We start from the raw sequence: 21177 nt of genomic DNA, 5'->3' as shown, positions 1-21177 counted from the left end.
CTACCAAATCACCCTAAAACAACAAAAAAGAGCGGGCCTTCCGGCCCGCCCCTCAATTTCTCAATGAACCGAAGCTCAGAGCGTCGGGTACATCGGGAAGCCCTTGAGGAACTCCTGCACCTCGGCCTTCACCTTGGCTTCGACCTCGGCATTGCCCTCTTCGCCGTTGGCCGCCAGACCGTCGACCACCTCGATGATCCAGTCGGCGATCTTGCGGAACTCCGCCTCGCCGAAGCCGCGGGTGGTCCCGGCGGGCGAGCCGAGACGGATGCCCGAGGTCACGGTCGGCTTTTCCGGGTCGAACGGCACGCCGTTCTTGTTGCAGGTGATATGCGCGCGGCCCAGAGCCTTCTCGGTCGCGTTGCCCTTCACACCCTTGGGGCGCAGGTCAACCAGCACCACATGCGTGTCGGTGCCATGGGTCACCGTGTCGAGCCCGCCCTTGATCAGCTGATCCGACAGCGCCTGCGCGTTGGCGATCACCTGCTTGGCGTAATCCTTGAACTCGGGGCGCAGCGCTTCGCCGAAGGCCACAGCCTTGCCGGCGATGACATGCATCAGCGGGCCGCCCTGAATGCCGGGGAAGATCGCCGAGTTGACCTTCTTGGCGATGGTCTCATCGTTGGTCAGGATCATGCCGCCGCGCGGGCCGCGCAGGGTTTTGTGCGTGGTGGTGGTGGCCACATGCGCGTGCGGGAAGGGCGACGGGTGCTCGCCACCGGCCACGAGGCCCGCGAAGTGGGCCATGTCGACCATCAGATAGGCGCCAACACTGTCGGCGATCTCGCGCATCTTGGCAAAGTCGATCTGGCGCGGAATGGCCGAGCCGCCCGCGACGATCAGCTTGGGCTTATGCTCGTTGGCCAGCTCCTGCACCTGATCGTAATCCAGCAGGTTGTCCTGCTTGCGCACGCCGTATTGGATGGCGTTGAACCATTTGCCCGACTGGTTGGGCTTTGCGCCATGGGTCAGGTGACCGCCCGCGTCGAGGCTCATGCCGAGGATCGTGTCGCCGGGCTGGATCAACGCCTGATACACACCCTGGTTGGCCTGGCTGCCGGAGTTCGGCTGCACATTGGCGAACTCGCAGCCGAAAAGCTGCTTGGCGCGGTCGATGGCGAGGTTCTCGGCCACGTCCACCCAATCGCAGCCGCCGTAGTAGCGCTTGCCCGGGTAGCCTTCGGCGTATTTGTTGGTGAGCACCGAGCCCTGTGCCTGCATGACGGCATGGGAGACGATGTTCTCGGACGCGATCAGTTCGATCTCGTCCCGCTGGCGGCCAAGCTCGCCGGTGATGGCTGCGAAAAGTTCGGGATCACGCGACGAAAGCTCTTCGGTGAAGAAGCCGGTGTCATTGGGCGCTGCGGTCATGGGCAAGCCTCCGGAGTGTCAAGGATTCGAGTTCCGCGGCCTGAGTAAAGGAAACCGCGCGTAACGCAAAGATGTCAAAGCGACAGCTTGCGTTTCTCTTGCGCCCTCTCTGGCGGCCCGGGAAAACTTGTGATTGTTTCGGAACGTCCCGTCAGGGACAGGAAACCGCAGGACACCCAAGGCCTTTGTCCCCATGTCGCTGAGAATTGCCTTCTGCGCCTCGCGCGCGCCCATCGCGCAGGCTGCCCATGCCGCGCTGAGCAACCGCTACGGCGACCACACCGAGCAGGGCGCGGATGTGATCGTGGCGCTGGGGGGCGACGGCTTCATGTTGCAGACCCTGCACCGCACGCAGGAACTCAACGTGCCGGTCTACGGCATGAACCGCGGCACCGTGGGCTTCTTGATGAACGCCTATTCCGAACACGGGCTGGAAGAGCGGCTGCGCGAAGCCGAAGAAGCGGTGATCAACCCGCTTTCGATGCGCGCCACCACCGTCGATGGCCGGATCCATGAGGCACTGGCGATCAACGAGGTCTCGCTGCTGCGCACCGGCCCGCAGGCCGCGCGGCTGGCGATCCATGTGGACGGCAAGCTGCGCCTGCCCGAACTGGTGTGCGACGGCGCGCTGCTGGCCACCCCCGCTGGCTCGACCGCCTACAACTACTCGGCGCATGGGCCGATATTGCCCATCGGCTCGGAGGTTCTGGCGCTGACCGCCGTCGCGGCCTTTCGGCCGCGGCGCTGGCGCGGGGCGCTGCTGCCGAAGGCGGCGGAGGTGTGCTTTGAGGTGCTCGAACATGAGAAGCGCCCGGTCATGGCCGAAGCGGACAGCCAGTCGGTGCGCGATGTGGTTCGGGTCGATATTCGCTCCGAGCCGACCGTCGCGCATCGCGTGATGTTTGATCCGGGCCATGGGCTGGAGGAGCGGCTGATCCGAGAGCAGTTCGTCTGATCCGGCGATCGGTGTCTGGTTGCCCTTCGGACCACTGCGCCTTTTTCATGCCAAGTTTCATGCCAATGCGTCCAGCTCTGGCTGACTGTGCAGAAGCGCCAATTCGTCCGCTCCCCAGCTGGCCACGCCGATCGCAGCGCTCTGGCTGACCCCTTCGAAGCGGATGGAGCCGCTGCCGATCTGCAGCAACAGGCTGTCGCCCTCGCGGCTGAAGGACCAGTCTTGCGCATCCTCACCCAGTTGCACGACCACCTCGCTGCCCGGCGCCAGAGTGACCGTGTCATGGCCGTCGCCCGCCCCATAGCGCAGCGCAATCGTCCCGCCGCCGAGCACAAGGGTATCGTCGCCCGCGCCTGCCTCCAGCGCGATCGTCTCTGCGACGGTGACCGAAAGCACATCGTCCCCTGCCCCGCTGTGCACATCGGTGGTCGTGCTGCGCACGGCGCGTAGCCGCGCCTCAATCGTATCGCCAAGCCTCCAAGGCTCGGACGGATCAGCGCTCAGACGCGAGAGCTGCGCGGCGCCGACCACCGCATCGATGCCCACCGCGTCCCGGCCCGCCCCGGTATAGATGCCGCCGAGCAGCCCCGCCTTCAGGGCCACCACATCTTCGCCAGCGCCGGTATAGAGCGAGGTGATGCTGTGCGCGGCGATACTGACCCCATCGGCCCCGCGCCCGGTGTAGACCGAACTCACCTCGCGCGCGGTGATCGTGAGTGTATCAGCGCCCGCTTGGGCCAGCGTGCGTGGTCCGGGATCGGTGTATATATCCGCCACGGTTTCAGCGGCGATACTAAGCGCGTCGCTACCATCGCCGGTGTAGATGCCGCGGACCGACCCGGCGATCATCGCCAGCGCATCATTGCCGCCCCCGGTGTAGACCGAACTCACCTCTTCCGCCCGCACCGCCAAGGCATCATTGCCGCCCTGAGAGCTCGGCGCGCCGCCGTCGGTGTGGATGTTCTGGACCCGCTGCGCCCCTACCGTTAGCGCGTCATGCCCGGCACCGGTATAGAGCGCCGCGATTTGGCCAGCCCTGATCGAGAGTGCAGGGCCCGATGACGACCCAGCGGCCGCGAGCTGACTACCGCTGCTCGCCGGTGCGCCTGACGCACCGCCGGAATAGATGGCCACGCCGTTGCCCTTCCTGCCGCCTTGCAGGTGCAGCAGCGCGCGCGCCATCCGGCGCATGCGACCGCGGATGCGTCCCAAGCCGCGCTCTCTGGCATCGGCCAGTCCGCGCTCGCGCGTATCGGAAGCGCCGTTTCTCGATTGCGGCGCATCGCTTTCAGCGCGGGCCTCGCTCCGCACTTCGGCACCTCGCAACAGGCGGGTATCGTCCCCTTCTACGTCGCCGCCCACGCCAGCAGCACCGATAGACAAGACGCCAACCTCTGCCTCCACCCCATCTGGCCCGGCGCGAGCGCTGAGGCTGGCAAGCTGCAACTGCGCGAGCCAAACTGTGCTCGACCCATAGTGCGCATCGGACGTTTGCAAGCTCATCTCGCGGGCTCCTTTCCCGGCAAGCCTGCGCCAAAGCTCTGAACGTTCGGTAAATTTCCATGCCCCGGCTGTTTCGCATTGGAGGCACCTCTGCGAGGGCCCATAACGGGCCCCAAGCATAGAGCGCGGAAAGGACCACCATGCTGCACGGCCTTCATCACGTGGCGCTGATCTGCGGCGATTACGCCCGCAGCCGCGCCTTCTATGTGGACCTGCTCGGCCTCACGGTGATCGCCGAGACGCACCGCGCCGAGCGCGACAGCTGGAAGCTCGACCTCGCGGTGCCCGGCGGCGGACAGCTGGAGCTGTTCAGCTTTCCCAACCCGCCCGAGCGGGTCTCGCGCCCCGAAGCCAAGGGGCTGCGTCACCTCGCCTTCACCGTGGCCGATATGGACGCCGCCGTTGCGCGGCTCGAGGCGGCGGGCGTGACTGTCGAGCCGGTGCGCGTGGATGCACTGACCGGCAAGCGGTTTACCTTCTTCGCCGATCCCGATGGGCTGCCGCTGGAGCTGTACGAGGGCTGAGGCGACGACACCACGAAGCCTTAGAAATGCAAAAGGCGGGGCCACGACCCCGCCTTTCGTTTTCTCCGAACTTCCGGCTTAGCCGCCGAAGTCGTCGAGCATGATGTCCTCTCGGTCCACGCCCAGATCCAGCAGCATGTTGATGACCGACTGGTTCATGATGGGCGGGCCGCACATGTAGAACTCGCAGTCCTCGGGGGCCGGGTGGTTCTTCAGATACTCTTCGTAGAGCACGTTGTGGATGAAGCCAGTGTAGCCCTTCCACTCGTCCTCGGGCAGCGCGTCTGACAGGGCGACGTGCCATTCGAAGTTGTCGAACTCTTTGGCCAGCTCGTCGAAATCCTCGACGAAGAACATCTCGCGCTTCGAGCGGGCACCGTACCAGAAGGAGATCTTCCGGTCGCGGTTCTCGAGCCGCTTGAGCTGGTCGAAGATGTGCGAGCGCATCGGGGCCATGCCCGCGCCGCCGCCGATGAAGACCATTTCCTTCTTGGTGTCGCGGGCGAAAAACTCGCCAAACGGACCCGAGATGGTGACCTTGTCGCCGGGCTTGAGGTTGAAGATGTAGGACGACATCTGACCTGCCGGGATGCCGGTCGAGCCCGGCGGCGGCGACGCCACGCGGACGTTGAGCATGATGATGCCCTTTTCGTCCGGGTAGTTGGCCATCGAGTAGGCGCGTTCGATCGGCTCTTCGACCGTCAACTCGTACTGCCACAGGTTGAACTTGTCCCAGTCGCTCCGGTACTCCTCGGCAACGTCGAAGTCCTTATACGACAGCTTGTGCGCGGGCGCTTCGATCTGGATGTAGCCACCGGCGCGGAAGTTGACGTCCTCGCCTTCCGGCAGTTTCAGGACCAGCGCCTTGATGAAGGTGGCGACGTTCTCGTTGGAGATGACCTCGCATTCCCATTTCTTGACGCCGAAGACCTCTTCGGGAACTTCGATGTCCATGTCCTGCTTGACCGCGACCTGACAGGACAGGCGGTCACCGCAGGCGGCCTCACGCTTGGTGATGTGGCTCTCTTCGGTGGGCAGGATCGACCCGCCGCCCGAATGCACGCGCACCCGGCACTGGGCGCAGGTGCCGCCGCCGCCGCAGGCGGAGGGCACGAAAAGCTTTTGACCGGCGAGGGTCTGCAGCAGCTTGCCGCCGGCGGGGACCGAGATGGTCTTCTCGCCGTTGATGGTGATGTTGACGTTGCCCGTCGACACCAGACGCGAGCGCGCGGCCAGAATGACGGCCACCAGTGCGATCACGATCAGGGTGAAGAGGATGACGCCGAGGCTGAAAGTTTCCATTGGTCTTTGTCCTCCTGCCTCAGAGATTCACGCCGCTGAAGGACATGAAGGCCATAGCCATCAGACCTGCGGTGATGAAGGTGATGCCAAGGCCCTGCAGCCCGTCGGGAATGTCCGAGTACTTCAGCTTCTCGCGCACACCGGCCATGGCGGTGATCGCCAGCGCCCAGCCGAAGCCCGACGAGATGCCATAAGTCACGCTCTCGGCGAAGTCATACGAACGTTCGACCATGAACAGCGAGCCACCCAAGATGGCGCAGTTCACGGTGATCAGCGGCAGGTAGACCCCCAGCGCGTTGTAGAGTGGCGGGAAGTACTTATCGAGCACCATCTCGAGGATCTGCACCAGCGCGGCGATCACCCCGATGTAGGAGATCAGGCCGAGGAAGGTGAGGTCGATGTCCGGGAAACCGGCCCAGGCCAGCGCGCCCGGCGCGAGAAGATAGTCGAGGATCAGGTTGTTGGCGGGCACGGTGATCGCCTGCACGATCATCACCGACACGCCAAGCCCCATGGCCGTTGCGATCTTCTTCGACACGGCGATGAAGGTACACATCCCGAGGAAGAAGGACAGCGCAAGGTTCTCGACGAAGATCGCCTTGACTGCGAGTGAGATGAGACCTTCCATCAGTGCGCCTCCACGCTCTGGATCTTGTATTCACGCTCTTCGACCTGGCCCGGCTTCCACGCGCGGATCGCCCAGATCAGCAGGCCGATGACGAAGAAGGCCGAGGGCGGCAGCAGCAGCAGGCCGTTGGGCACATACCAGCCGCCGTTGTTCACGGTCTCCATGATGGTGATGCCGAACAGCGAGCCCGAGCCAAAGAACTCGCGGATCACGCCGACGACCATCAGGATCAGCCCATAGCCAAGACCGTTGCCCAGACCGTCGACAAAGCTTGCGCCCGGCGGGTTGCTCATGGCGAAGGCTTCGGCGCGGCCCATCACGATACAGTTGGTGATGATCAGGCCGACGAAGACCGACAGCGTCTTGGAGGTCTCGTAGGCATAGGCCTTGAGCAGCTGGTCGACGAGGATCACCAGCGACGCGATGATCACCATCTGCACGATGATCCGGATCGAGCCCGGGATCTGGTTGCGCAGCATCGAAATGAACATCGACGAAAAGGCGGTCACGAAGGTCACGGCAATGGCCATCACCAGCGCCACCTTCAGCGAGGAGGTCACGGCGAGCGCCGAACAGATGCCAAGCACCTGAAGGGTGATCGGGTTGTTGTCGATCAGCGGATCGACGAGCTGGGATTTGCGGGTCTGGGCCATCAGATCTCTCCTGCCTTAAGCCGCTCGAGGAACGGGCCGAAGCCCTGTTCACCCATCCAGAAGCGGACCAGGTTGTCGACACCGCGCGAGGTCAGGGTGGCCCCGGCCAGCGCATCGATATAGTACTCGCGGCCCGCTGCGGGCGGCTGCTTGGCGACGGTGATCTGCAGCGTGCCGTCTTCGTCACGCAGCTTCTTGCCGTTCCAGAGCGCTTTCCAGCGCGGGTTGTCCACCTCGGCGCCAAGGCCGGGGGTCTCGCCCTGCTGGTAGAACTGCAGGCCGTAAATGTCGTTGCCGTTCTCTTCCAGCGCGATGAAGCCGTAGAGTGTGGACCACAGGCCGTAGCCCTCGATCGGCAGCACAACCTTGTCGATCTCACCGGCGTCGTCGCGCAGGATATAGACCATCTGGAAGATCTGCTGCGTGCCGCCAAGACCCGCCGGGTCCTCGTCGAGCGCGCGCACCAGAGCGGGATCGCCCGAGGTCGCCAGTTCGTCGAAGGTCTCGACGTCGTATTGATCGGTGAACTCGCCGGTTGCCAGCTCCAGAACATGCGGTTCGAAATCGGCAAACGCCTCGGCCACATCCATGCCGGGCTGATAGACGCCCGCCACTTCCAGAACGTTGCGCTGCTTGTCGCGCAGGCGGTTGGTGTCCTGCACCGGGCGCAGCGAAACCGCTGCGGCCGACACGATCATCGACGCCACGAGGCAGAGCACCACAGCCACGGTCACCGTCTTGGCGGTGGAATCCGGCGGCATGTCCAGAAAACGGCGGATCATGCCTTTGTTCGCATTGGTGTCAGACATTGCGCTTGGCCCTCCGTTTGATGTTGGCCTGAACGACGAAGTAGTCGATCAGCGGCGCGAACACGTTGCCGAACAGGATCGCAAGCATCATCCCCTCGGGGAAAGCCGGGTTGATGACACGGATCATCACAACCATGAAACCGATCAGCGCGCCGTAGATGTAGCGCCCGACGTTGGTGTGGCTGGCCGAGACCGGCTCGGTCACCATAAACACGAGGCCGAAGGCGTAACCGCCGATCACCAGATGCCAGTACCACGGCATGGCGAACATCGGGTTGCTGTCGGAGCCAATCAGGTTGAGCAGCGTCGAGAAAGCGATCATCCCGCCCAGACAGCCGACGATCAGGCGCCAGTTGGCGATTTTCGTGACAAGCAGGAAGGCCAGACCGATCAGGCAGGCCAGCGTCGAGGTCTCGCCGATACAGCCCTGAATCGTGCCGATGAAGGCGTCCATCCAGGTGATGCCGTGCTGCGGCAGCGCGTCGACGCCGTCGCTTGCACCCACCGCCAGCGCGGTTGCGCCCGAGAAACCGTCAACCGGGGTCCAGATCGTGTCGCCCGACATCTGCGCCGGATAGGCGAAGTAGAGGAACGCACGTCCGACCAGTGCCGGGTTGAGGAAGTTCTTGCCGGTGCCGCCAAAGACTTCCTTGCCGATCACCACGCCAAAGATGATGCCGAGCGCGACCTGCCACAGCGGTGCAGAGGCCGGCATGATCAGCGTGTAGAGCATCGAGGTCACGAGGAAGCCCTCGTTCACTTCGTGGCCGCGCACGACCGAGAAGATCACCTCGAAGATGCCGCCCGCAACCAGCGTCACGATGTAGATCGGCAGGAAATACAGCAGCCCATGCAGGATGTTGGCCAGCGGGTTGGACGGGTTGAACCCGATTCCCAGCGCGTCGATGATCGCCGCGCGCCAGCCCGATGCGCCATATTCGGCGATCGCCATGTTGGTCTGCAGACCGGTGTTATACATGCCGAAGAGGATGCAGGGGATCGTCGCCAGCACCACATAAGTCATGATCCGCTTCATATCGATGTACGAGCGGGCGTGCGGCGCGGCGGTGGTCACCGTCTTCGGGGTGTAGATGAAGCTCTCCACCATCTCGTAGATGGGGAAGTACTTCTCGAAGCGGCCGCCCTTCAGGAATTGCGGCTCGATCCGATCAAAGAAATTGCGAAGACCCAAGGCCTTACCCCTCCTTCTCGATCTTGCTGAGGCTGTCGCGCAGGGCGATGCCATATTCGTATTTGGCCGGGCAGGCAAAGCCGCAGAGGCCGAGGTCCTCTTCATCCAGCTCCAGCGCGCCAAGCGCCTGAGCCTGATCGGTGTCCATCACCAGCAGAGCCCGCAGCAGCTGAGTCGGCAGGAAGTCCTGCGGCATCAGCTTTTCGAAGGTGCCGATCGGCACCATGGCGCGGCGACCACCGTTGAGGTTCGAGGTCAGCGCATAGAGCTTCTTGGTGAAGGCCGAGCCGAGCACCGGCTGAACCGCGTATTTCGAGGGCATCGGACGAATCCAGCCCATCGGAATCTGCTCGTGGTCTTCCTTGATCACCGTGATCTGGCGCGCGTAGCGGCCCAGATAGGCCGTCGGGCCTTCGCCGGCGCGACCGCTGAGAATCGAGCCCGAGATCACCCGCAGCGGCGTATCGGTGTTCAGGTCATCGCCGAGCAGATCGGTCATCGACGCGCCCGCCACGGTGCGCACGAGGCGCGGACGGCTGCACATCGGACCCGAGAGGGCGATGGTGCGCGACGAATCAAGCCTGCCGGTTTCCAGCAGTTTCCCGATGGCGATCACGTCGTGATAGCCGATGGTCCAGACCGTCTTGGCGTTCGACGGCGGCTCGAGGAAATGCATATGCGTGCCAGCAAGGCCCGCGGGATGCGGCCCCGAGAAGCCCGCTGCAGTGATTCCCGGCAGGTCGGCGCCGGGCACGTCCTTGCCAATTTCCTGACAAAGGTAGGTGTTGCCCTCGGTCAGCGCGGTGATCGCCTGCAGGCCACGGCTGAAGGCGGCGCCATCCTCGGCGATGATCGCCGCGGCGTCGCCCGAGAGCGGCTCGCTGTCCATCGCGGTGACGAAGATTGCCGCAGGGCGCGCGTCGGCGGCGGGCACCTTCGAGTAGGGGCGGGTGCGGAACGACGTCCACAGGCCCGACGCACAGAGGCGCTCGGCCAGACCGTCCGCGGTGCTCGAATCCCCCACAGAGGAGAAATCCACCGGCTCTGCTGCGCTCGGGTCGACCTCGATCTCGACGCTGATCAGCACGCGGCGGGCGCCGCGGTTGATCGCCTTGATTCGGCCAGATACCGGCGCAGTCACCTGCACTTCGGGGGTATCCTTATGGGCAAAGATCGGCGCGCCAGGGGCGATGATATCGCCCTCCTGAACCGCCAGTCTCGGCTTCAAACCGATGTAATCCTGCCCCAGAACTGCAACGGTCCGGACCGTTGCACCGTCTTCGATTCCGCCTTCGGGTGTCCCCAGCACCGGGACATCGAGACCTTTCCTCAACGTATATTGCTGCACGTCGCTTCGTCCTGTCCATTTTCCGGCAGCCTTATGCGCCGCTAAGCCGCAGTTTGGAAGAGTTTGACGAGAAAGTTTCGAATTTAATATTAAATCACCCGCCAAAACGGCTCAGAAGCCCTTTGTCTCATCGTCGACCCAACAGTTTCTTGCGGAGATCCCGGATGAACCCTCTTACCTTCTCTCGCCGTAGCTTCCTCGTGATGCCCTTTGCATTGGCAGCGTGCAAGAAAGGATGGTCTGTCCTCGAACTCTCCGGCCTGACCATGGGCACCAGCTATTCGATCGCCGCGATCGACCACAGCAACAAGATCGACAAGGCCGAGCTGCAAAAGGCCGTGGACGCCAGCCTGGCACAGGTGAACGCGCAGATGTCGAACTGGGATTCCAGCTCGGAAATCTCGCGCTTCAACGCCGCAGGCGCCACCGACGACTTCGCCGTGTCGCATGAAGTCGCGCATGTGATGAAGGCCGCGCAAGAGATCAACGCCGCCACCGATGGCCGCTTCGATGTCACCGTCGGCCCGCTGCTCGACCTCTGGGGCTTTGGCGCAGGCAAGACCCGCGCCGACATGCCCAGCGATTCGGAAATCGCACAGGCGCTGGCCTGCTGCGGCCAGTCCCAGTCGGTCAACGTCGGCGACCGCGCGCTGCAGAAGATGCGCCCCGACGCAGAAGTTTACCTGTCGGCGATCGGCAAGGGCTTCGGCATCGATCAGGTGTCGCGCACCCTCGCCAGCTTCGGCATCACCGACTACATGGTCGAGGTCGGCGGCGATCTCTACACCGCGGGCAAGAACCCCGATGGCCAGCCGTGGCACATCGGCATCGAGACGCCCGAAGCCTTTAACCGCGGCGTTCAGCAGGTCGTGGCCGTGTCGGACATGGGCATGGCGACCTCGGGCGACTACCGCAACTTCTTCGACTACGAAGGCAAGCGCTACTCGCACATCATCGACGCCACCACTGGCCGTCCGGTCACCCACAGCACCGCCTCGGTGACCGTGATGACCGAGAACGCCATGCTGGCCGACGCTTGGGCGACCGCCCTGCTGGTGCTGGGCCGCGAGCGCGGTCTCGAGATCGCAAATGAGCGTGATATGGCGGTGCTCTTCATTGATCGTGCCGGCGAAGCGGGCGACAAAGGCTTCGAACTGACGCCGAGCAAGCGCTTCACCGCGCTGCAGGCCTGAGCCTAAACCGCCGCAACCGCTGAAAGGAGGGCGCAGTGTCGACCTTCATCCTTGCTTTCGGACTTCTGATGATCGTGATGCTGGGCATGGCGCTTGGCGTCATCCTCAACGGGCGCACGATCAAGGGCAGCTGCGGCGGGCTCAACGCCATCGCCGGGGCCGATCACTGCGTGGTCTGCAAGCAAGAGATCGATCCCGACAGCCCGCTGCGCGACCGCCTGCACTGCCCCAAGGCCCGCAAGATGCTCGAGGACATGGAGCGTGAGGAACGCGCCGCCACCTGAGCTGCGGGTGACCTGACAGATAGCGAAACGCCGGCCCTTGGGCCGGCGTTTTCGTTTGTCGTGTGACGTGTCCCGCTCTACCCGGCCCGGAATCAAGCCGAAGGCGCCGGGCAAGCGGCTGCCCGTCCCGGCGGGCTGGCGCTTTGCTGTCGATAGGAAAAGCTATGAGGTCACGCGGATTTGGCCCCCATAAAGTGCCCCGTTCGAAAGTTGCTGCGCCATCCCACGGGCAGCCGCTCGCCCGGCTCGCGGTGTAGCCAGAGCAGCCTCACCCCACGGTCAGCGGCGTCAGCCCAAGCACCAGCAGGCACACCGCCGCCACCAAGCCGAACAGCCACAATTGCCAGCGCGGCCCCTCGGCCTTCCACACGCTGCGATAGCGATATCCCGCAAGGCAGGCGATCACGAAGATCACCGTTGCGATGGCCGGTGTGAGCGTCATCTCGGGCATGGGGCACGGCTCTCCGTCGGAATGCGTTTACAGGTGCGCTGATTGCACTAACCTAAGAGAGGTTCAAGGAGGGGAGCATCATGCCCGCATCATACAAGCCTCATACCCGCGACGACGACCAGCACGAAACAACTCACAGCCAATCGATCGAGACGAATCTCTCGGCTGCCGAAGCGACGGTCGGCCATGTTCTGGACGCCAAGAGCGGCGAGCTTTTCTGGATCCAGCCGCAGGAGACCATCGCCGAGGCGGTGAAGATTCTGCGCGACAAGCGGATCGGCGCGCTGCTGGTGAAGAACCCGCAGGGCGAATTGGTCGGCATCCTGTCCGAGCGCGACGTCGTGCGGCAGCTTGCCGACACCCCCGGCGGCACGCTGCCCAAGACCGTGGCCGATCTGATGACCTCCGAGCTCGAGACCTGCGGGCGCGACGAGACGCTGGTGCGGGTGCTGCGCCGGATGACCGACGGGCGGTTCCGTCACCTGCCGGTGCTCGAGGACGGCGCGCTGATCGGCATGGTCTCGATCGGTGACGTGGTGAACTACCGGCTCACCGCGCTGGAATATGAGGCGCTGAAGCTCAAGCAACTGATCGTCGGCTGAGTCGCCGGACCCTGAGCCTAAAGGCAAGGCGGCCCTTGGCCGCCCTGCCCCGCCTTTACCTGCCCTGTCTTTACCTGCCCTACCGTTATTCGTCGCCTGGCACGCCGTAGGACGGCGCTTCGCGCGGATCGAGCGCGCGCTGCACATAGGCGTCCATCTGCGGCTTGTAGACCTCCCACGCTTTGGCGACCGCATCGATCGGGCACGCCTCGGTCCAGTCGCAGCGCAGATCGGCCACGGGCCAGCTGACCTGATCGACGATCTTCATTCCCGCCGAATGCACCGGCCCCGCCTCGCCGCCCGCCATCAGCCCGGCGCGTAGCGCGGCGATCAGCCGGTCCCCGATGTGCCCCGTGGCGCCAAGGTAGCCGTCGACCATCGCCTCGGGCACGCTGTCATTGGCCAGAAGATTGCCGCCCGCCGCAGCGTTCTCGGCCTGCGCCTGCGTCCAGATGCCCAGCGAGTTCGGCCCCGAGTGAATTGCGGTGCAGCCCGCGCTGTCCACCGCCAGCACCTGCCGGTATTCGATGAACTTGCCGCGCGCGCGCACCTCCTCGATGGCCTCGGGTGCGGATTTGCCCGCCTGCATGAGATCCAGCGCCAGCGGCCCGAGCGAGGGATCGGTGACATTCTGCGAGGCCACCGCCCCGACCCCGGCACGCGCATATGAGCAGCGCGCCGCGACGGCGGGCGACGAGGACGAGATCACCAGACCGAACATGCCGGTCTCGGGACAGCGGGCGACGAGCGAAAAAGTCATGCGGGGTCAGCCCTTGTAATCATGGGGGATGACGGCGGTCGCCTCGATCTCGACCAGCCAGTCGGGACGCGCCAGCGCAGTCACAACGAGGCCAGTGGACACCGGGTGCACCCCCTTGATGTACTCGCCCATGGTCCGGTACACCGCCTCGCGGTTGCGCACGTCGGTCAGAAACACCTGCACCCGGCACACATGCTCCATGGCGCCGCCGCATTCTTCCATCAACTGCTTGATGTTCTGCATGACCTTATGGGTCTGCTCGACCGGGTCATGGCTTTCGATGTTCTTGGCATCGTCGAGGTTCTGCGGGCACTGACCGCGCAGGAACACCATCTTGCCCTCGGCGACCACCGCCTGACACAGATCGTTGTCGAGCTTCTGCTCGGGGTAGGTGTCCTTGGTGTTGAACTTGCGAATGCGGGTGTGGGCCATCTGGCGCTCCGTTGGTTATTCTGCGGCTTCGCTGCCGCTGCCAAGGCCACGGGCCTCGGCATCATAGGTGTCATAGGTGTGCTGGATGGCGATCTGATCGGCGATGTGCTTTGCATCGTGCCAGACCCCCCAGATAAAGCTCGAGCCCCGCCGGGACAGCCACGGCAGGCCAAGGAAATAGAGCCCGCGCTCGGGCGAGACGCCGCGCTGGTGACGCGGGCGGCCGGTTTCGTCGAACACATCGAGCTCCATCCAGCCATAATCGAGCGCATAGCCCGTGGCCCAGATGATGCTGGTGATCCCCGCCTCGGTCAGATCCAGCGCCTCAAGCGGCGACAGCATGCAGTGCGGATCCGGCAGAAGCGCACGGGCCTCGGGCTCTTCGGGCAGGTCGAGCCCGTTGCGCGCCACGAAAGCGTCGGCCTTGTCGAGCATGGCAAGGTAGTCGGCATCCCCGCCCTCGACATTGGCGCGCAAATCCCCGGCAAAGCTGATGCGCCCTGCGGCGTAGCTTTCCGTCCGGCCCACCAGCGTGATCCCTTCCGACGCGAGACGGCGGAAGTCGATGGTGCGCCCGCCTTCGGCGCCGCTGACGGCGATGGTCACATGCTCGGTGCCGGGCGCCGGGGCTTCGATGTCCCAAAGGCCCAGAACCCCCAGCCACCAGACGAAATCGCGCTCGCGGTAGCGCCGCGGCGGGCGCCCATGCGGACCGACCGAGAGATAGACCTGCCGTCCGGCCCGGTTCAGCTCATCCGCGATCTGCACGCCGGAAGAGCCCGTGCCGACCACCAGCACCGCCCCCTCGGGCAGCGCCTGCGGGTTGCGATAGGCGGCGGAATGCAGCTGCGTGACCGGCGCGTCCTGCGGCACCACCGGCGGGATCACCGGCGTCTGGAACGGCCCGGTCGCCGAGACCACGTTGCGCGCTTCGATCACCCCGTCCGAGGTCTCGACCCGGAACCCGGCCTGCCCGTCCAGCCGCGTGAGCCGCGTCACCTCGACGCCGCAGCGGATCGGCGCGCCCAGCTTTCCGGCGTAGCGCTCGAAGTAGTCGGCCACATCATCCTTGCCGACGAAGGCCTCGCCGTCGCCGTCGAACTCCATGCCGGGAAAGCGGTCGTGCCACGCGGGTCCATTGGCCACCAGCGAATCCCAGCGCCCGCTGCGCCAGCGCTCGGCGATGCGGTCTTTCTCGAGCACCAGATGCGGGATGCCCGCGCGCCCCAGATGCTCGCTCATGGCCACACCGGCCTGACCGGCGCCGATGACGAGCGTATCGATGGTTTCCTTGGGCATGCGCAGTCCTTCCGTGGCGACGGGCCGATACTGCCCCTTCTAACGCTCGGGAAACATCGAAAAAATTACGAAGTTCTTCCGTCTTGATTAGGCTTTTCCTATGCCGCCGCCAAAGCAGGCAGGCAGGGAGAGAGGGAGGCGTCTCAAAAAGAAAAAGACCCGGCGCCAGCCGGGTCTTTTCGGGTATCGCATTGGGAAGCCGCTCAACTCGCGGGAACCGCGCCCGCCTCTTCACGCCGGGCCGCCTTTTGTGAGATGAAGGCACAGACCAGAAGCTGGCTCATGTGATAGATCATCACCGGCAGCACGATCGCGCCCACCTTGTCCGCCGCAAAAAGCGCCGTCGCGATAGGCAGGCCCGATGCGAGGCTCTTGGTCGAACCGCAGTAGAACAGCACCGCACGGTCCGGATACGGCAGACCGAAGAGCTTTCCGGCTCCGACCATCAGCCCCATGGTGATGGCAAGAAAGACAAGCACCACCAGCGCCAGCATGATCAGGCTGGCCACCGGGATCGACTGCCAGAGCCCAGACACCGTGCCCGCGCTGAACGCCGAATAGACGATCAACAGGATAGAGCCACGGTCAACCACCATGGTCAGAACCTTGTGCTTTTTCACAAAGCCCCCGATCCACGGCCGCGCGATCTGCCCGACCACGAAGGGCAGCAGGATCTGCGTGCCGATCTTGATCACCGAGTCGAGGCTGACGCCGCCATCGCCGGTGTGCAGCAGCAGCGCCACCAAGAGCGGGGTCAGCACCACGCCGACGATGTTCGACACCGAAGCGGCGCAGATCGCCGCCGGCACATTGCCGCCCGCGATCGAGGTGAAGGCGATCGACGATTGCACTGTCGAGGGCAGCACCGACAGGAACATCAGCCCCAGCGTTACCGTCGCCCCCAGCGCGGGCGAGAAGATGGCCGCCAGCGCAAGACCGATCACCGGGAACATCAGGTAGGTCGCGGCGAAGGTCAGCCCCTGCAGCCGCCAGTTCATCAGCCCCGCGCGTACCGAACTGGGGTCGAGCTTTGCGCCATAAAGAAAGAACAGCAGCGCGACGGCCCAGAAGGTCACATGCTTCAGCCCGGCAGCCGCCAAGCCCTGCGCGGGCAGCAGCACGCCAAGGCACACCGTCGCGATCAGCAGCAGCATATAAGTGTCGATGCCGATGCGTTTGAGATACTTCATCTCGTCTCCTGCTCTTTCCTCGTCGGCGCGCGCGCCGCTCCCTTCAATGGCGAAGGCGCGGCTTGCCCCGCGCCCTCACCCAAACTTGCGGGGGTCTGCCGGGGCTTCAGAAGCCCGCGGCTTGCCCATCCTTACGCGGATCCGAGCCCGCCGCATAGCCGCCTTCCGGCAGACGATGCACCAACTGTGCTCCGCCGAAACCAAAGGCGTTGTCCGGGGCTTCGATCTGCACCTTGTGCCCAAGCGCTTTGAGCCCGTCCAGAAGTTCGGGCGCCATGCTCGGCTCACAGGCCACGTCGAGCCCTTGGATCATCCGCCAGCGCGGGGCGTCGGCGGCGGTCTGCACGTCCTGCTCCCAAAGCTCGGTGCGCAGCAGCAGCTGCATATGGCCCTGTGCCTGGATCGGCCCGCCCATCATGCCGTAGGCCATCAGCGGCGCGCCGTTCTTCATGGCAAAGCCCGGAATGATGGTGTGGAACGGGCGCTTGCCGCCGGCCACCTGGTTCGGATGGCCGTCTTCGGTGGTGAAGCCGAAGCCACGGTTCTGCATCGACACGCCGGTGCCCGGCACCACCACGCCCGAGCCAAAGCCCGCATAGTTGGACTGGATGAAGCTGATCATCATCCCCGAGGCATCGGCCACGTTCAGCAGCACCGTGCCGCCGCGCTTCGGCGCACCGGGGCCGAAGTCCTGCGCCTTGTCTTCCGAGATCAGCGCCGCGCGCGACTTCAGATAGTCGGCGTCAAGCAGCGCGGTCTCGTCGACCTCGGTCATGTGATCGCGATCAGCGACATAGGCGTGCAGGTCGGCATAGGCCAGCTTGATCGCCTCGATCTGCAGGTGCACGGCGGTCAGATCGTCCGGGCCATGCTCGCGGATCGAGGTGTGCTGCAGCATCCCCAGCGCCATGAGCGCCGCGATCCCCTGCCCGTTCGGCGGGATCTCGTGCAGTTCCACATCGTCAAAGGACTGGCTGACGGTGCCGCACCAGTCGGGCTTCTGAGCCGCGAGGTCTTCCATCGTCATCGCGCCGCCATTGGCGTTCGAGAAGGCGATGATTTCCTCGGCAATCTCTCCCTCATAGAAGGCACGGCCCTTGGTCTCGGCAATCGCCCGCAGAGTGCGCGCAGCGCCCGGATTGCGGAACCGCTCGCCGGCTTTCGGCGTGCGCCCGCCGGGCATGAAGGTCTCGGCGAAACCGGGCTGCTTACCCAGCGTCTCGGCCCCCTTGGCCCAAAGCGTGGCGATCACCGGCGAGACGATGAACCCTTCCTCGGCATAGCGGATCGCCGGAGCCAGCACCGTCGCCAGACCCAGCTTGCCAAAGCGCTCCGAGAGTTCGACCCACGCGCTGACCGCGCCGGGCACCGTGACCGCATCCCAGCCGTGCTGCGGCATGCCATTGGGGAACCGCTCGGGCGACCATGCCGCAGGCGCGCGGCCCGAGGCGTTGAGACCGTGCAACTGCTTGCCGTCCCAGAGGATGCAGAAGGCATCCGAGCCGAGGCCGTTGCCCGTGGGCTCGACCACGGTCAGCGCGGCGGCGGTGGCAATCGCGGCATCCACCGCGTTGCCGCCCTGCTGCAGGATGGTCAGGCCCGCCTGCGTGGCGAGGGGCTGAGAGGTCGCCACGACGTTCTCGGCCAGAACGGGCGAGCGGCGCGACGGGTAGACGGGATCATGACGCAGACGCATCGGAACTCCTCCCGGAGGTTTTACGGTGTTTGAGGTGGCCGCGGATCGCCCAAGCGATCGAAAGCACGGCTGCGATAAGGAAGATCAGGCTGATCGGGCGGGTGAAAAAGAGGCTCGGGTCCTCGTTGGTCATCAGCGCCCGGCGCAGGTTGGTTTCGGCGATCGGGCCAAGGATCACGCCCAGCACCAGCGGCGCCAGCGAGTAGCCGAGCGCGCGCAGCGCATAGCCCGCCAGCCCGATGAAGCCGAGCAGGTAGAGATCGGTCACCCGGTTGTTCAGCGCGAAGGATCCGACGACGCAGCAGACCATCACCACCGGGACGATCAGCCATTTCGGAACTTCGGCAACACGCAGGAAGAGGCGCATCGACAGCACCGAGACCACCAGCATCATCAGCGAGGCCACGGCCATGGCGACGAACATGCCATAGACCAGATCGGCGTGATCCATGATCAGCCGCGGGCCTACGGAAATGCCGTGCACCATCAGCGAGGCCATCAGGATCGCATCCACCGCCGAGCCCGGAATGCCGAGCCCGATCAGCGGGATAAGGCCGCCACCGGCGGTGGCCGAGTTGCCCGCCTCCGAAGCGACAACACCATCGGGATTGCCCTTGCCAAAGCTGTCGGGATCCTTGGAATTGCGCTTGGCCTGATCATAGGCGACGAGGTTGGCGATCGAGCCACCAGCCCCCGGCAGCGCGCCGATCAGCACGCCGACGATGGACGAGCGGATCAGGTTCACCGGGCGCATCAGCACTTCTTTCATCACCTTCCAGGTCTGGAAGTCGATGGCGCCGGTGACCAGCGCATTGCCCGAGCGGACGGATTTGGCGTCCTCGACCTCGGAGGTCAGCTGCGAGATCGCGAAGATGCCGATCAGCACCACGAGGAACGGCAGGCCCGACTGCAGCATCTCGATGCCGAAATCAAAGCGCGGGCGGCCCATGATCGGGTCGGCACCGACGGTCGAGATGGCAAGACCGATCAGCCCCGCCAGCATGCCGCGGATCACGCTGTCGCCCACCAGCGAGGCGACGATGGTCAGCGCGAAAACGATCAGCGAGAAATATTCCCACGGGCCGAGTTTCACCGCGAACATCGCCAGCGGCGGCGCGGCCACGATCAGCACCAGCGTCGAAATGATGGTGCCAAAGAACGAGGCCCAGACACCCAGCGACAGCGCGCGTCCCGGCTCGCCGCGGCGGGCCATGGGGAAGGCGTCGAAGGTGGTGGCGACCGACGAGGGCGTGCCGGGAATACCCAGCAGCGCCGCCGAGATGAGCCCGCCGGTGTAGCCGCCCACATAGACCGACAGCATCACCGCGATGCCTTGAAGCGGCTCCATGGTGAAGGTCAGCGGCAGCGTCAGCACGATGGCCATGGTGACGGTAAAGCCGGGGATGGCGGCGGCGATGATGCCCGCCACCGAGCCGGCAAGCATGTAGATCAGCGTGGCGAGCGTGAAAATCTGCGCGACGCCAGAGATAAAGCTGTCCATGTCAGAGCACCCCGCGCGGCAGGAAGACGTTGAAGACCTCGGCGAACAGCCAGTTCAGCCCGAAGGAGAACACAACCGCCACGATCACCGCGATCAGCATGGTCGCCGGACGGCGCGGCATCAGCACCAGTTGCACCCCGAGGATGAAGAGGAAGCTGGCGATGGAGAAGCCCAGCACCGGGATCAGGATCAGGTAGACCGCCAGCGCCGCCAGCGTCACGAAAACGAGGTAGCTGCGGCGCGCCCATGCGCAGGTCTGCGCGGCGAAACGGCCATAGGCGTCCGAGGGGATTTTGCGCAGCGCGTCGATGATGGCGACAACCGCCATCAAGGCGATGCCTGCAAAGACGATCTTGGGGAAGGCGCCAGCGCCGAGGCGCTCGAAACGCGATGTCGGAATCCCGGCCGCTGCAAGAAACAGACCGACCGAGGCGAAAAGGATCAGCACATAGCTCAGGAGACGGGCGACCTCGCCCGCCTCCTTTGCCAGCTTCTTGTCGTAGCCGGTCTCGCTCACGGTGCGAGAACCTCGGAGAGCGACTTCACGGTCTCGTCGAGCTTGGCGAGATAGGCGCTGTAGGCGTCCTGACCACGGAACATGACCGATGCACCGGCATTGTTGGTCTGCTCGATATAGGTCTCGTCCTTCGACAGCTCTTCAAGCGCCGCTTCCAGCGTGTCGCGGGCTTCTTCCGGCGCGCCCTTCGGCATCACGATGCCGCGGGTCACCTGCAGTTCGAGGTCGGCGCCGAGTTCCTTGAAGGTCGGCACGTCGGGTGCTTCTGCCGCACGCTCGGTGGCGCCAACGGCGAGGAATTGCAGATCGCCATTGTCGACGAATTGCTTCGACGAGGAGATGTCGCCGATCGCCGCGTCGAGGTTGCCGCCAACGAGGGCGCGGACGCGCTCGCCGGTGCCTTCATAGCCGACGTATTGGAACTGCAGGCCATAGGCCTGTTCGATCATCGCCGCGTGCAGGTGCGGCACACCGCCCAGCGTCACGCCCATGGTGATCTCACCCGGGTGCTCTTTGGCGTAGGCGACGAATTCCTCGAAATCCGAGTAGTCCTCGGTCGGGTGCACCACAAGGTACTGCGGCGAGGCGGTCATCAGCGCGATCGGCTCGAAATCGTCCCACGCCAGATCGGTGATGCCGGTTTCGGTCGCGACCAGCAGGCCTTCGTGCACTTGGCTGATGGTGTAGCCGTCGGCATCGCGGCGCGAGGCTTCGCGCAGGCCGACGGTGCCGCCGACGCCGGGCATGTTGATGATCGGCATCTCGGTGCCGAGATAGGGCTCGATGTTGCCGGCGATCAGACGCATCAGCGTGTCCGAGCCGCCACCCGGCGACCACGGCACGATGAACTCGACCGGGTGATCGGGATAATCGGCGGCGCTGGCGGGCGCGGCGATCATGGTGGCTGCGGTAAGAAGGGCGGCAAAGCCCGTGCGGAGTTTCATTGGGGAGGCTCCCTGTTGCGAAC

22 protein-coding genes are annotated in these 21177 nt (G+C 64.8%); 5 read left to right on the top strand and 17 right to left on the bottom strand.

The annotated features are described in order from the left end of the window. Positions 1-75 precede the first annotated feature (75 nt). Positions 76-1371 carry a serine hydroxymethyltransferase gene (gene glyA / locus ACXAD2_RS22720; protein ID WP_224907294.1) on the bottom strand — a complete coding sequence of 432 codons (1296 nt, stop codon included), beginning with the start codon at positions 1369-1371 and terminating at the stop codon, positions 76-78. Positions 1372-1564: 193 nt separating this feature from the next. Here glyA and ACXAD2_RS22715 point away from each other — a divergent pair, with 193 nt between their 5' ends. Further along, the gene (locus ACXAD2_RS22715; RefSeq protein WP_164179379.1) at positions 1565-2326 is read left to right on the top strand and encodes an NAD kinase; all 762 of its coding nucleotides are present in this window, start codon (positions 1565-1567) and stop codon (positions 2324-2326) included. A 57-nt stretch (positions 2327-2383) separates the two neighbouring features. Here ACXAD2_RS22715 and ACXAD2_RS22710 read toward each other — a convergent pair whose 3' ends face one another. Then, the gene (locus tag ACXAD2_RS22710) at positions 2384-3829 is read right to left on the bottom strand and encodes a hypothetical protein (protein ID WP_475175377.1); all 1446 of its coding nucleotides are present in this window, start codon (positions 3827-3829) and stop codon (positions 2384-2386) included. Between the two features lie 140 nt (positions 3830-3969). Here ACXAD2_RS22710 and gloA2 point away from each other — a divergent pair, with 140 nt between their 5' ends. Further along, on the top strand, positions 3970-4353 hold the full coding sequence (gloA2, locus tag ACXAD2_RS22705) for an SMU1112c/YaeR family gloxylase I-like metalloprotein (protein ID WP_475175372.1): 384 nt from the start codon (positions 3970-3972) through the stop codon (positions 4351-4353). A 78-nt stretch (positions 4354-4431) separates the two neighbouring features. On the opposite strand, the gene nqrF is transcribed toward gloA2, so the two are convergent. From nqrF to ACXAD2_RS22675, 6 genes are read right to left on the bottom strand one after another with little or no spacing between them, the layout of a single operon-like run. Beyond that, a complete protein-coding gene (nqrF, locus tag ACXAD2_RS22700; protein WP_475175370.1) occupies positions 4432-5655 on the bottom strand; it encodes an NADH:ubiquinone reductase (Na(+)-transporting) subunit F in 1224 nt (407 codons plus the stop codon). 19 nt (positions 5656-5674) lie between these two features. Next, entirely contained in the window at positions 5675-6283 is a 609-nt protein-coding gene (gene nqrE, locus ACXAD2_RS22695; protein WP_475175365.1) for an NADH:ubiquinone reductase (Na(+)-transporting) subunit E, read from the bottom strand. Continuing rightward, the gene (locus ACXAD2_RS22690; protein ID WP_475175362.1) at positions 6283-6936 is read right to left on the bottom strand and encodes an NADH:ubiquinone reductase (Na(+)-transporting) subunit D; all 654 of its coding nucleotides are present in this window, start codon (positions 6934-6936) and stop codon (positions 6283-6285) included. The genes nqrE and ACXAD2_RS22690 overlap by 1 nt, the downstream gene beginning before the upstream one ends. Beyond that, positions 6936-7745, bottom strand: coding sequence for a Na(+)-translocating NADH-quinone reductase subunit C (locus ACXAD2_RS22685; RefSeq protein WP_475175360.1), 810 nt, complete (start codon positions 7743-7745; stop codon positions 6936-6938). Before ACXAD2_RS22685 ends, ACXAD2_RS22690 begins: the two co-directional genes overlap by 1 nt. Then, positions 7738-8937: an NADH:ubiquinone reductase (Na(+)-transporting) subunit B gene (locus ACXAD2_RS22680; protein ID WP_475175357.1), complete on the bottom strand. Its 1200-nt coding sequence runs from the start codon at positions 8935-8937 to the stop codon at positions 7738-7740. Before ACXAD2_RS22680 ends, ACXAD2_RS22685 begins: the two co-directional genes overlap by 8 nt. 4 nt (positions 8938-8941) lie before the next feature. Then, on the bottom strand, positions 8942-10285 hold the full coding sequence (locus ACXAD2_RS22675; protein ID WP_475175355.1) for a Na(+)-translocating NADH-quinone reductase subunit A: 1344 nt from the start codon (positions 10283-10285) through the stop codon (positions 8942-8944). Positions 10286-10449: 164 nt separating this feature from the next. Here ACXAD2_RS22675 and ACXAD2_RS22670 point away from each other — a divergent pair, with 164 nt between their 5' ends. Beyond that, positions 10450-11478 (top strand): FAD:protein FMN transferase, encoded by a 1029-nt coding sequence (locus ACXAD2_RS22670; RefSeq protein WP_475175352.1) that lies wholly within the window; start codon positions 10450-10452, stop codon positions 11476-11478. A 35-nt stretch (positions 11479-11513) separates the two neighbouring features. Continuing rightward, positions 11514-11762 carry a (Na+)-NQR maturation NqrM gene (gene nqrM, locus ACXAD2_RS22665; protein ID WP_164179365.1) on the top strand — a complete coding sequence of 83 codons (249 nt, stop codon included), beginning with the start codon at positions 11514-11516 and terminating at the stop codon, positions 11760-11762. Positions 11763-12030: 268 nt separating this feature from the next. Here nqrM and ACXAD2_RS22660 read toward each other — a convergent pair whose 3' ends face one another. Continuing rightward, a complete protein-coding gene (locus ACXAD2_RS22660) occupies positions 12031-12213 on the bottom strand; it encodes a hypothetical protein (protein ID WP_475175348.1) in 183 nt (60 codons plus the stop codon). An 80-nt stretch (positions 12214-12293) separates the two neighbouring features. Here ACXAD2_RS22660 and ACXAD2_RS22655 point away from each other — a divergent pair, with 80 nt between their 5' ends. Further along, on the top strand, positions 12294-12815 hold the full coding sequence (locus tag ACXAD2_RS22655) for a CBS domain-containing protein (RefSeq protein WP_224907287.1): 522 nt from the start codon (positions 12294-12296) through the stop codon (positions 12813-12815). An 85-nt stretch (positions 12816-12900) separates the two neighbouring features. Here the strand turns inward: ACXAD2_RS22655 and ACXAD2_RS22650 are convergent, their stop codons facing one another. From ACXAD2_RS22650 to ACXAD2_RS22615, 8 genes are all read right to left on the bottom strand, one after another. Further along, the gene (locus ACXAD2_RS22650; protein WP_475175342.1) at positions 12901-13575 is read right to left on the bottom strand and encodes a DUF1028 domain-containing protein; all 675 of its coding nucleotides are present in this window, start codon (positions 13573-13575) and stop codon (positions 12901-12903) included. A gap of 6 nt (positions 13576-13581) precedes the next feature. After that, positions 13582-14007 (bottom strand): RidA family protein, encoded by a 426-nt coding sequence (locus tag ACXAD2_RS22645; protein WP_066108390.1) that lies wholly within the window; start codon positions 14005-14007, stop codon positions 13582-13584. 15 nt (positions 14008-14022) lie between these two features. Further along, positions 14023-15306 (bottom strand): flavin-containing monooxygenase, encoded by a 1284-nt coding sequence (locus ACXAD2_RS22640; RefSeq protein WP_475175336.1) that lies wholly within the window; start codon positions 15304-15306, stop codon positions 14023-14025. Positions 15307-15509: 203 nt separating this feature from the next. Then, on the bottom strand, positions 15510-16496 hold the full coding sequence (locus tag ACXAD2_RS22635; protein ID WP_475175333.1) for a bile acid:sodium symporter family protein: 987 nt from the start codon (positions 16494-16496) through the stop codon (positions 15510-15512). A gap of 106 nt (positions 16497-16602) precedes the next feature. After that, positions 16603-18192, bottom strand: coding sequence for a gamma-glutamyltransferase family protein (locus tag ACXAD2_RS22630; RefSeq protein ID WP_475175327.1), 1590 nt, complete (start codon positions 18190-18192; stop codon positions 16603-16605). After that, positions 18176-19693: a tripartite tricarboxylate transporter permease gene (locus tag ACXAD2_RS22625; protein WP_164179356.1), complete on the bottom strand. Its 1518-nt coding sequence runs from the start codon at positions 19691-19693 to the stop codon at positions 18176-18178. Before ACXAD2_RS22625 ends, ACXAD2_RS22630 begins: the two co-directional genes overlap by 17 nt. A gap of 1 nt (position 19694) precedes the next feature. Then, complete coding sequence (locus tag ACXAD2_RS22620) at positions 19695-20210, bottom strand: tripartite tricarboxylate transporter TctB family protein (RefSeq protein ID WP_475175323.1); 516 nt, start codon at positions 20208-20210, stop codon at positions 19695-19697. Continuing rightward, on the bottom strand, positions 20207-21154 hold the full coding sequence (locus ACXAD2_RS22615; RefSeq protein WP_475175320.1) for a Bug family tripartite tricarboxylate transporter substrate binding protein: 948 nt from the start codon (positions 21152-21154) through the stop codon (positions 20207-20209). Before ACXAD2_RS22615 ends, ACXAD2_RS22620 begins: the two co-directional genes overlap by 4 nt. Positions 21155-21177 lie beyond the last annotated feature (23 nt).

The organism is Salipiger sp. ABN3_019 (assembly GCF_056158605.1).
This window is presented reverse-complemented; position numbering and strand designations above follow the sequence as displayed.

Coding starts and splice junctions, on each gene's coding strand:
- glyA (WP_224907294.1), bottom strand. CDS start 1,371: ATGACCGCAGCGCCCAATGACACCGGCTTCTTCACCGAAGAGCTTTCG.
- ACXAD2_RS22715 (WP_164179379.1), top strand. CDS start 1,565: ATGTCGCTGAGAATTGCCTTCTGCGCCTCGCGCGCGCCCATCGCGCAG.
- ACXAD2_RS22710 (WP_475175377.1), bottom strand. CDS start 3,829: ATGAGCTTGCAAACGTCCGATGCGCACTATGGGTCGAGCACAGTTTGG.
- gloA2 (WP_475175372.1), top strand. CDS start 3,970: ATGCTGCACGGCCTTCATCACGTGGCGCTGATCTGCGGCGATTACGCC.
- nqrF (WP_475175370.1), bottom strand. CDS start 5,655: ATGGAAACTTTCAGCCTCGGCGTCATCCTCTTCACCCTGATCGTGATC.
- nqrE (WP_475175365.1), bottom strand. CDS start 6,283: ATGGAAGGTCTCATCTCACTCGCAGTCAAGGCGATCTTCGTCGAGAAC.
- ACXAD2_RS22690 (WP_475175362.1), bottom strand. CDS start 6,936: ATGGCCCAGACCCGCAAATCCCAGCTCGTCGATCCGCTGATCGACAAC.
- ACXAD2_RS22685 (WP_475175360.1), bottom strand. CDS start 7,745: ATGTCTGACACCAATGCGAACAAAGGCATGATCCGCCGTTTTCTGGAC.
- ACXAD2_RS22670 (WP_475175352.1), top strand. CDS start 10,450: ATGAACCCTCTTACCTTCTCTCGCCGTAGCTTCCTCGTGATGCCCTTT.
- ACXAD2_RS22660 (WP_475175348.1), bottom strand. CDS start 12,213: ATGCCCGAGATGACGCTCACACCGGCCATCGCAACGGTGATCTTCGTG.
- ACXAD2_RS22655 (WP_224907287.1), top strand. CDS start 12,294: ATGCCCGCATCATACAAGCCTCATACCCGCGACGACGACCAGCACGAA.
- ACXAD2_RS22650 (WP_475175342.1), bottom strand. CDS start 13,575: ATGACTTTTTCGCTCGTCGCCCGCTGTCCCGAGACCGGCATGTTCGGT.
- ACXAD2_RS22645 (WP_066108390.1), bottom strand. CDS start 14,007: ATGGCCCACACCCGCATTCGCAAGTTCAACACCAAGGACACCTACCCC.
- ACXAD2_RS22640 (WP_475175336.1), bottom strand. CDS start 15,306: ATGCCCAAGGAAACCATCGATACGCTCGTCATCGGCGCCGGTCAGGCC.
- ACXAD2_RS22635 (WP_475175333.1), bottom strand. CDS start 16,496: ATGAAGTATCTCAAACGCATCGGCATCGACACTTATATGCTGCTGCTG.
- ACXAD2_RS22630 (WP_475175327.1), bottom strand. CDS start 18,192: ATGCGTCTGCGTCATGATCCCGTCTACCCGTCGCGCCGCTCGCCCGTT.
- ACXAD2_RS22625 (WP_164179356.1), bottom strand. CDS start 19,693: ATGGACAGCTTTATCTCTGGCGTCGCGCAGATTTTCACGCTCGCCACG.
- ACXAD2_RS22615 (WP_475175320.1), bottom strand. CDS start 21,154: ATGAAACTCCGCACGGGCTTTGCCGCCCTTCTTACCGCAGCCACCATG.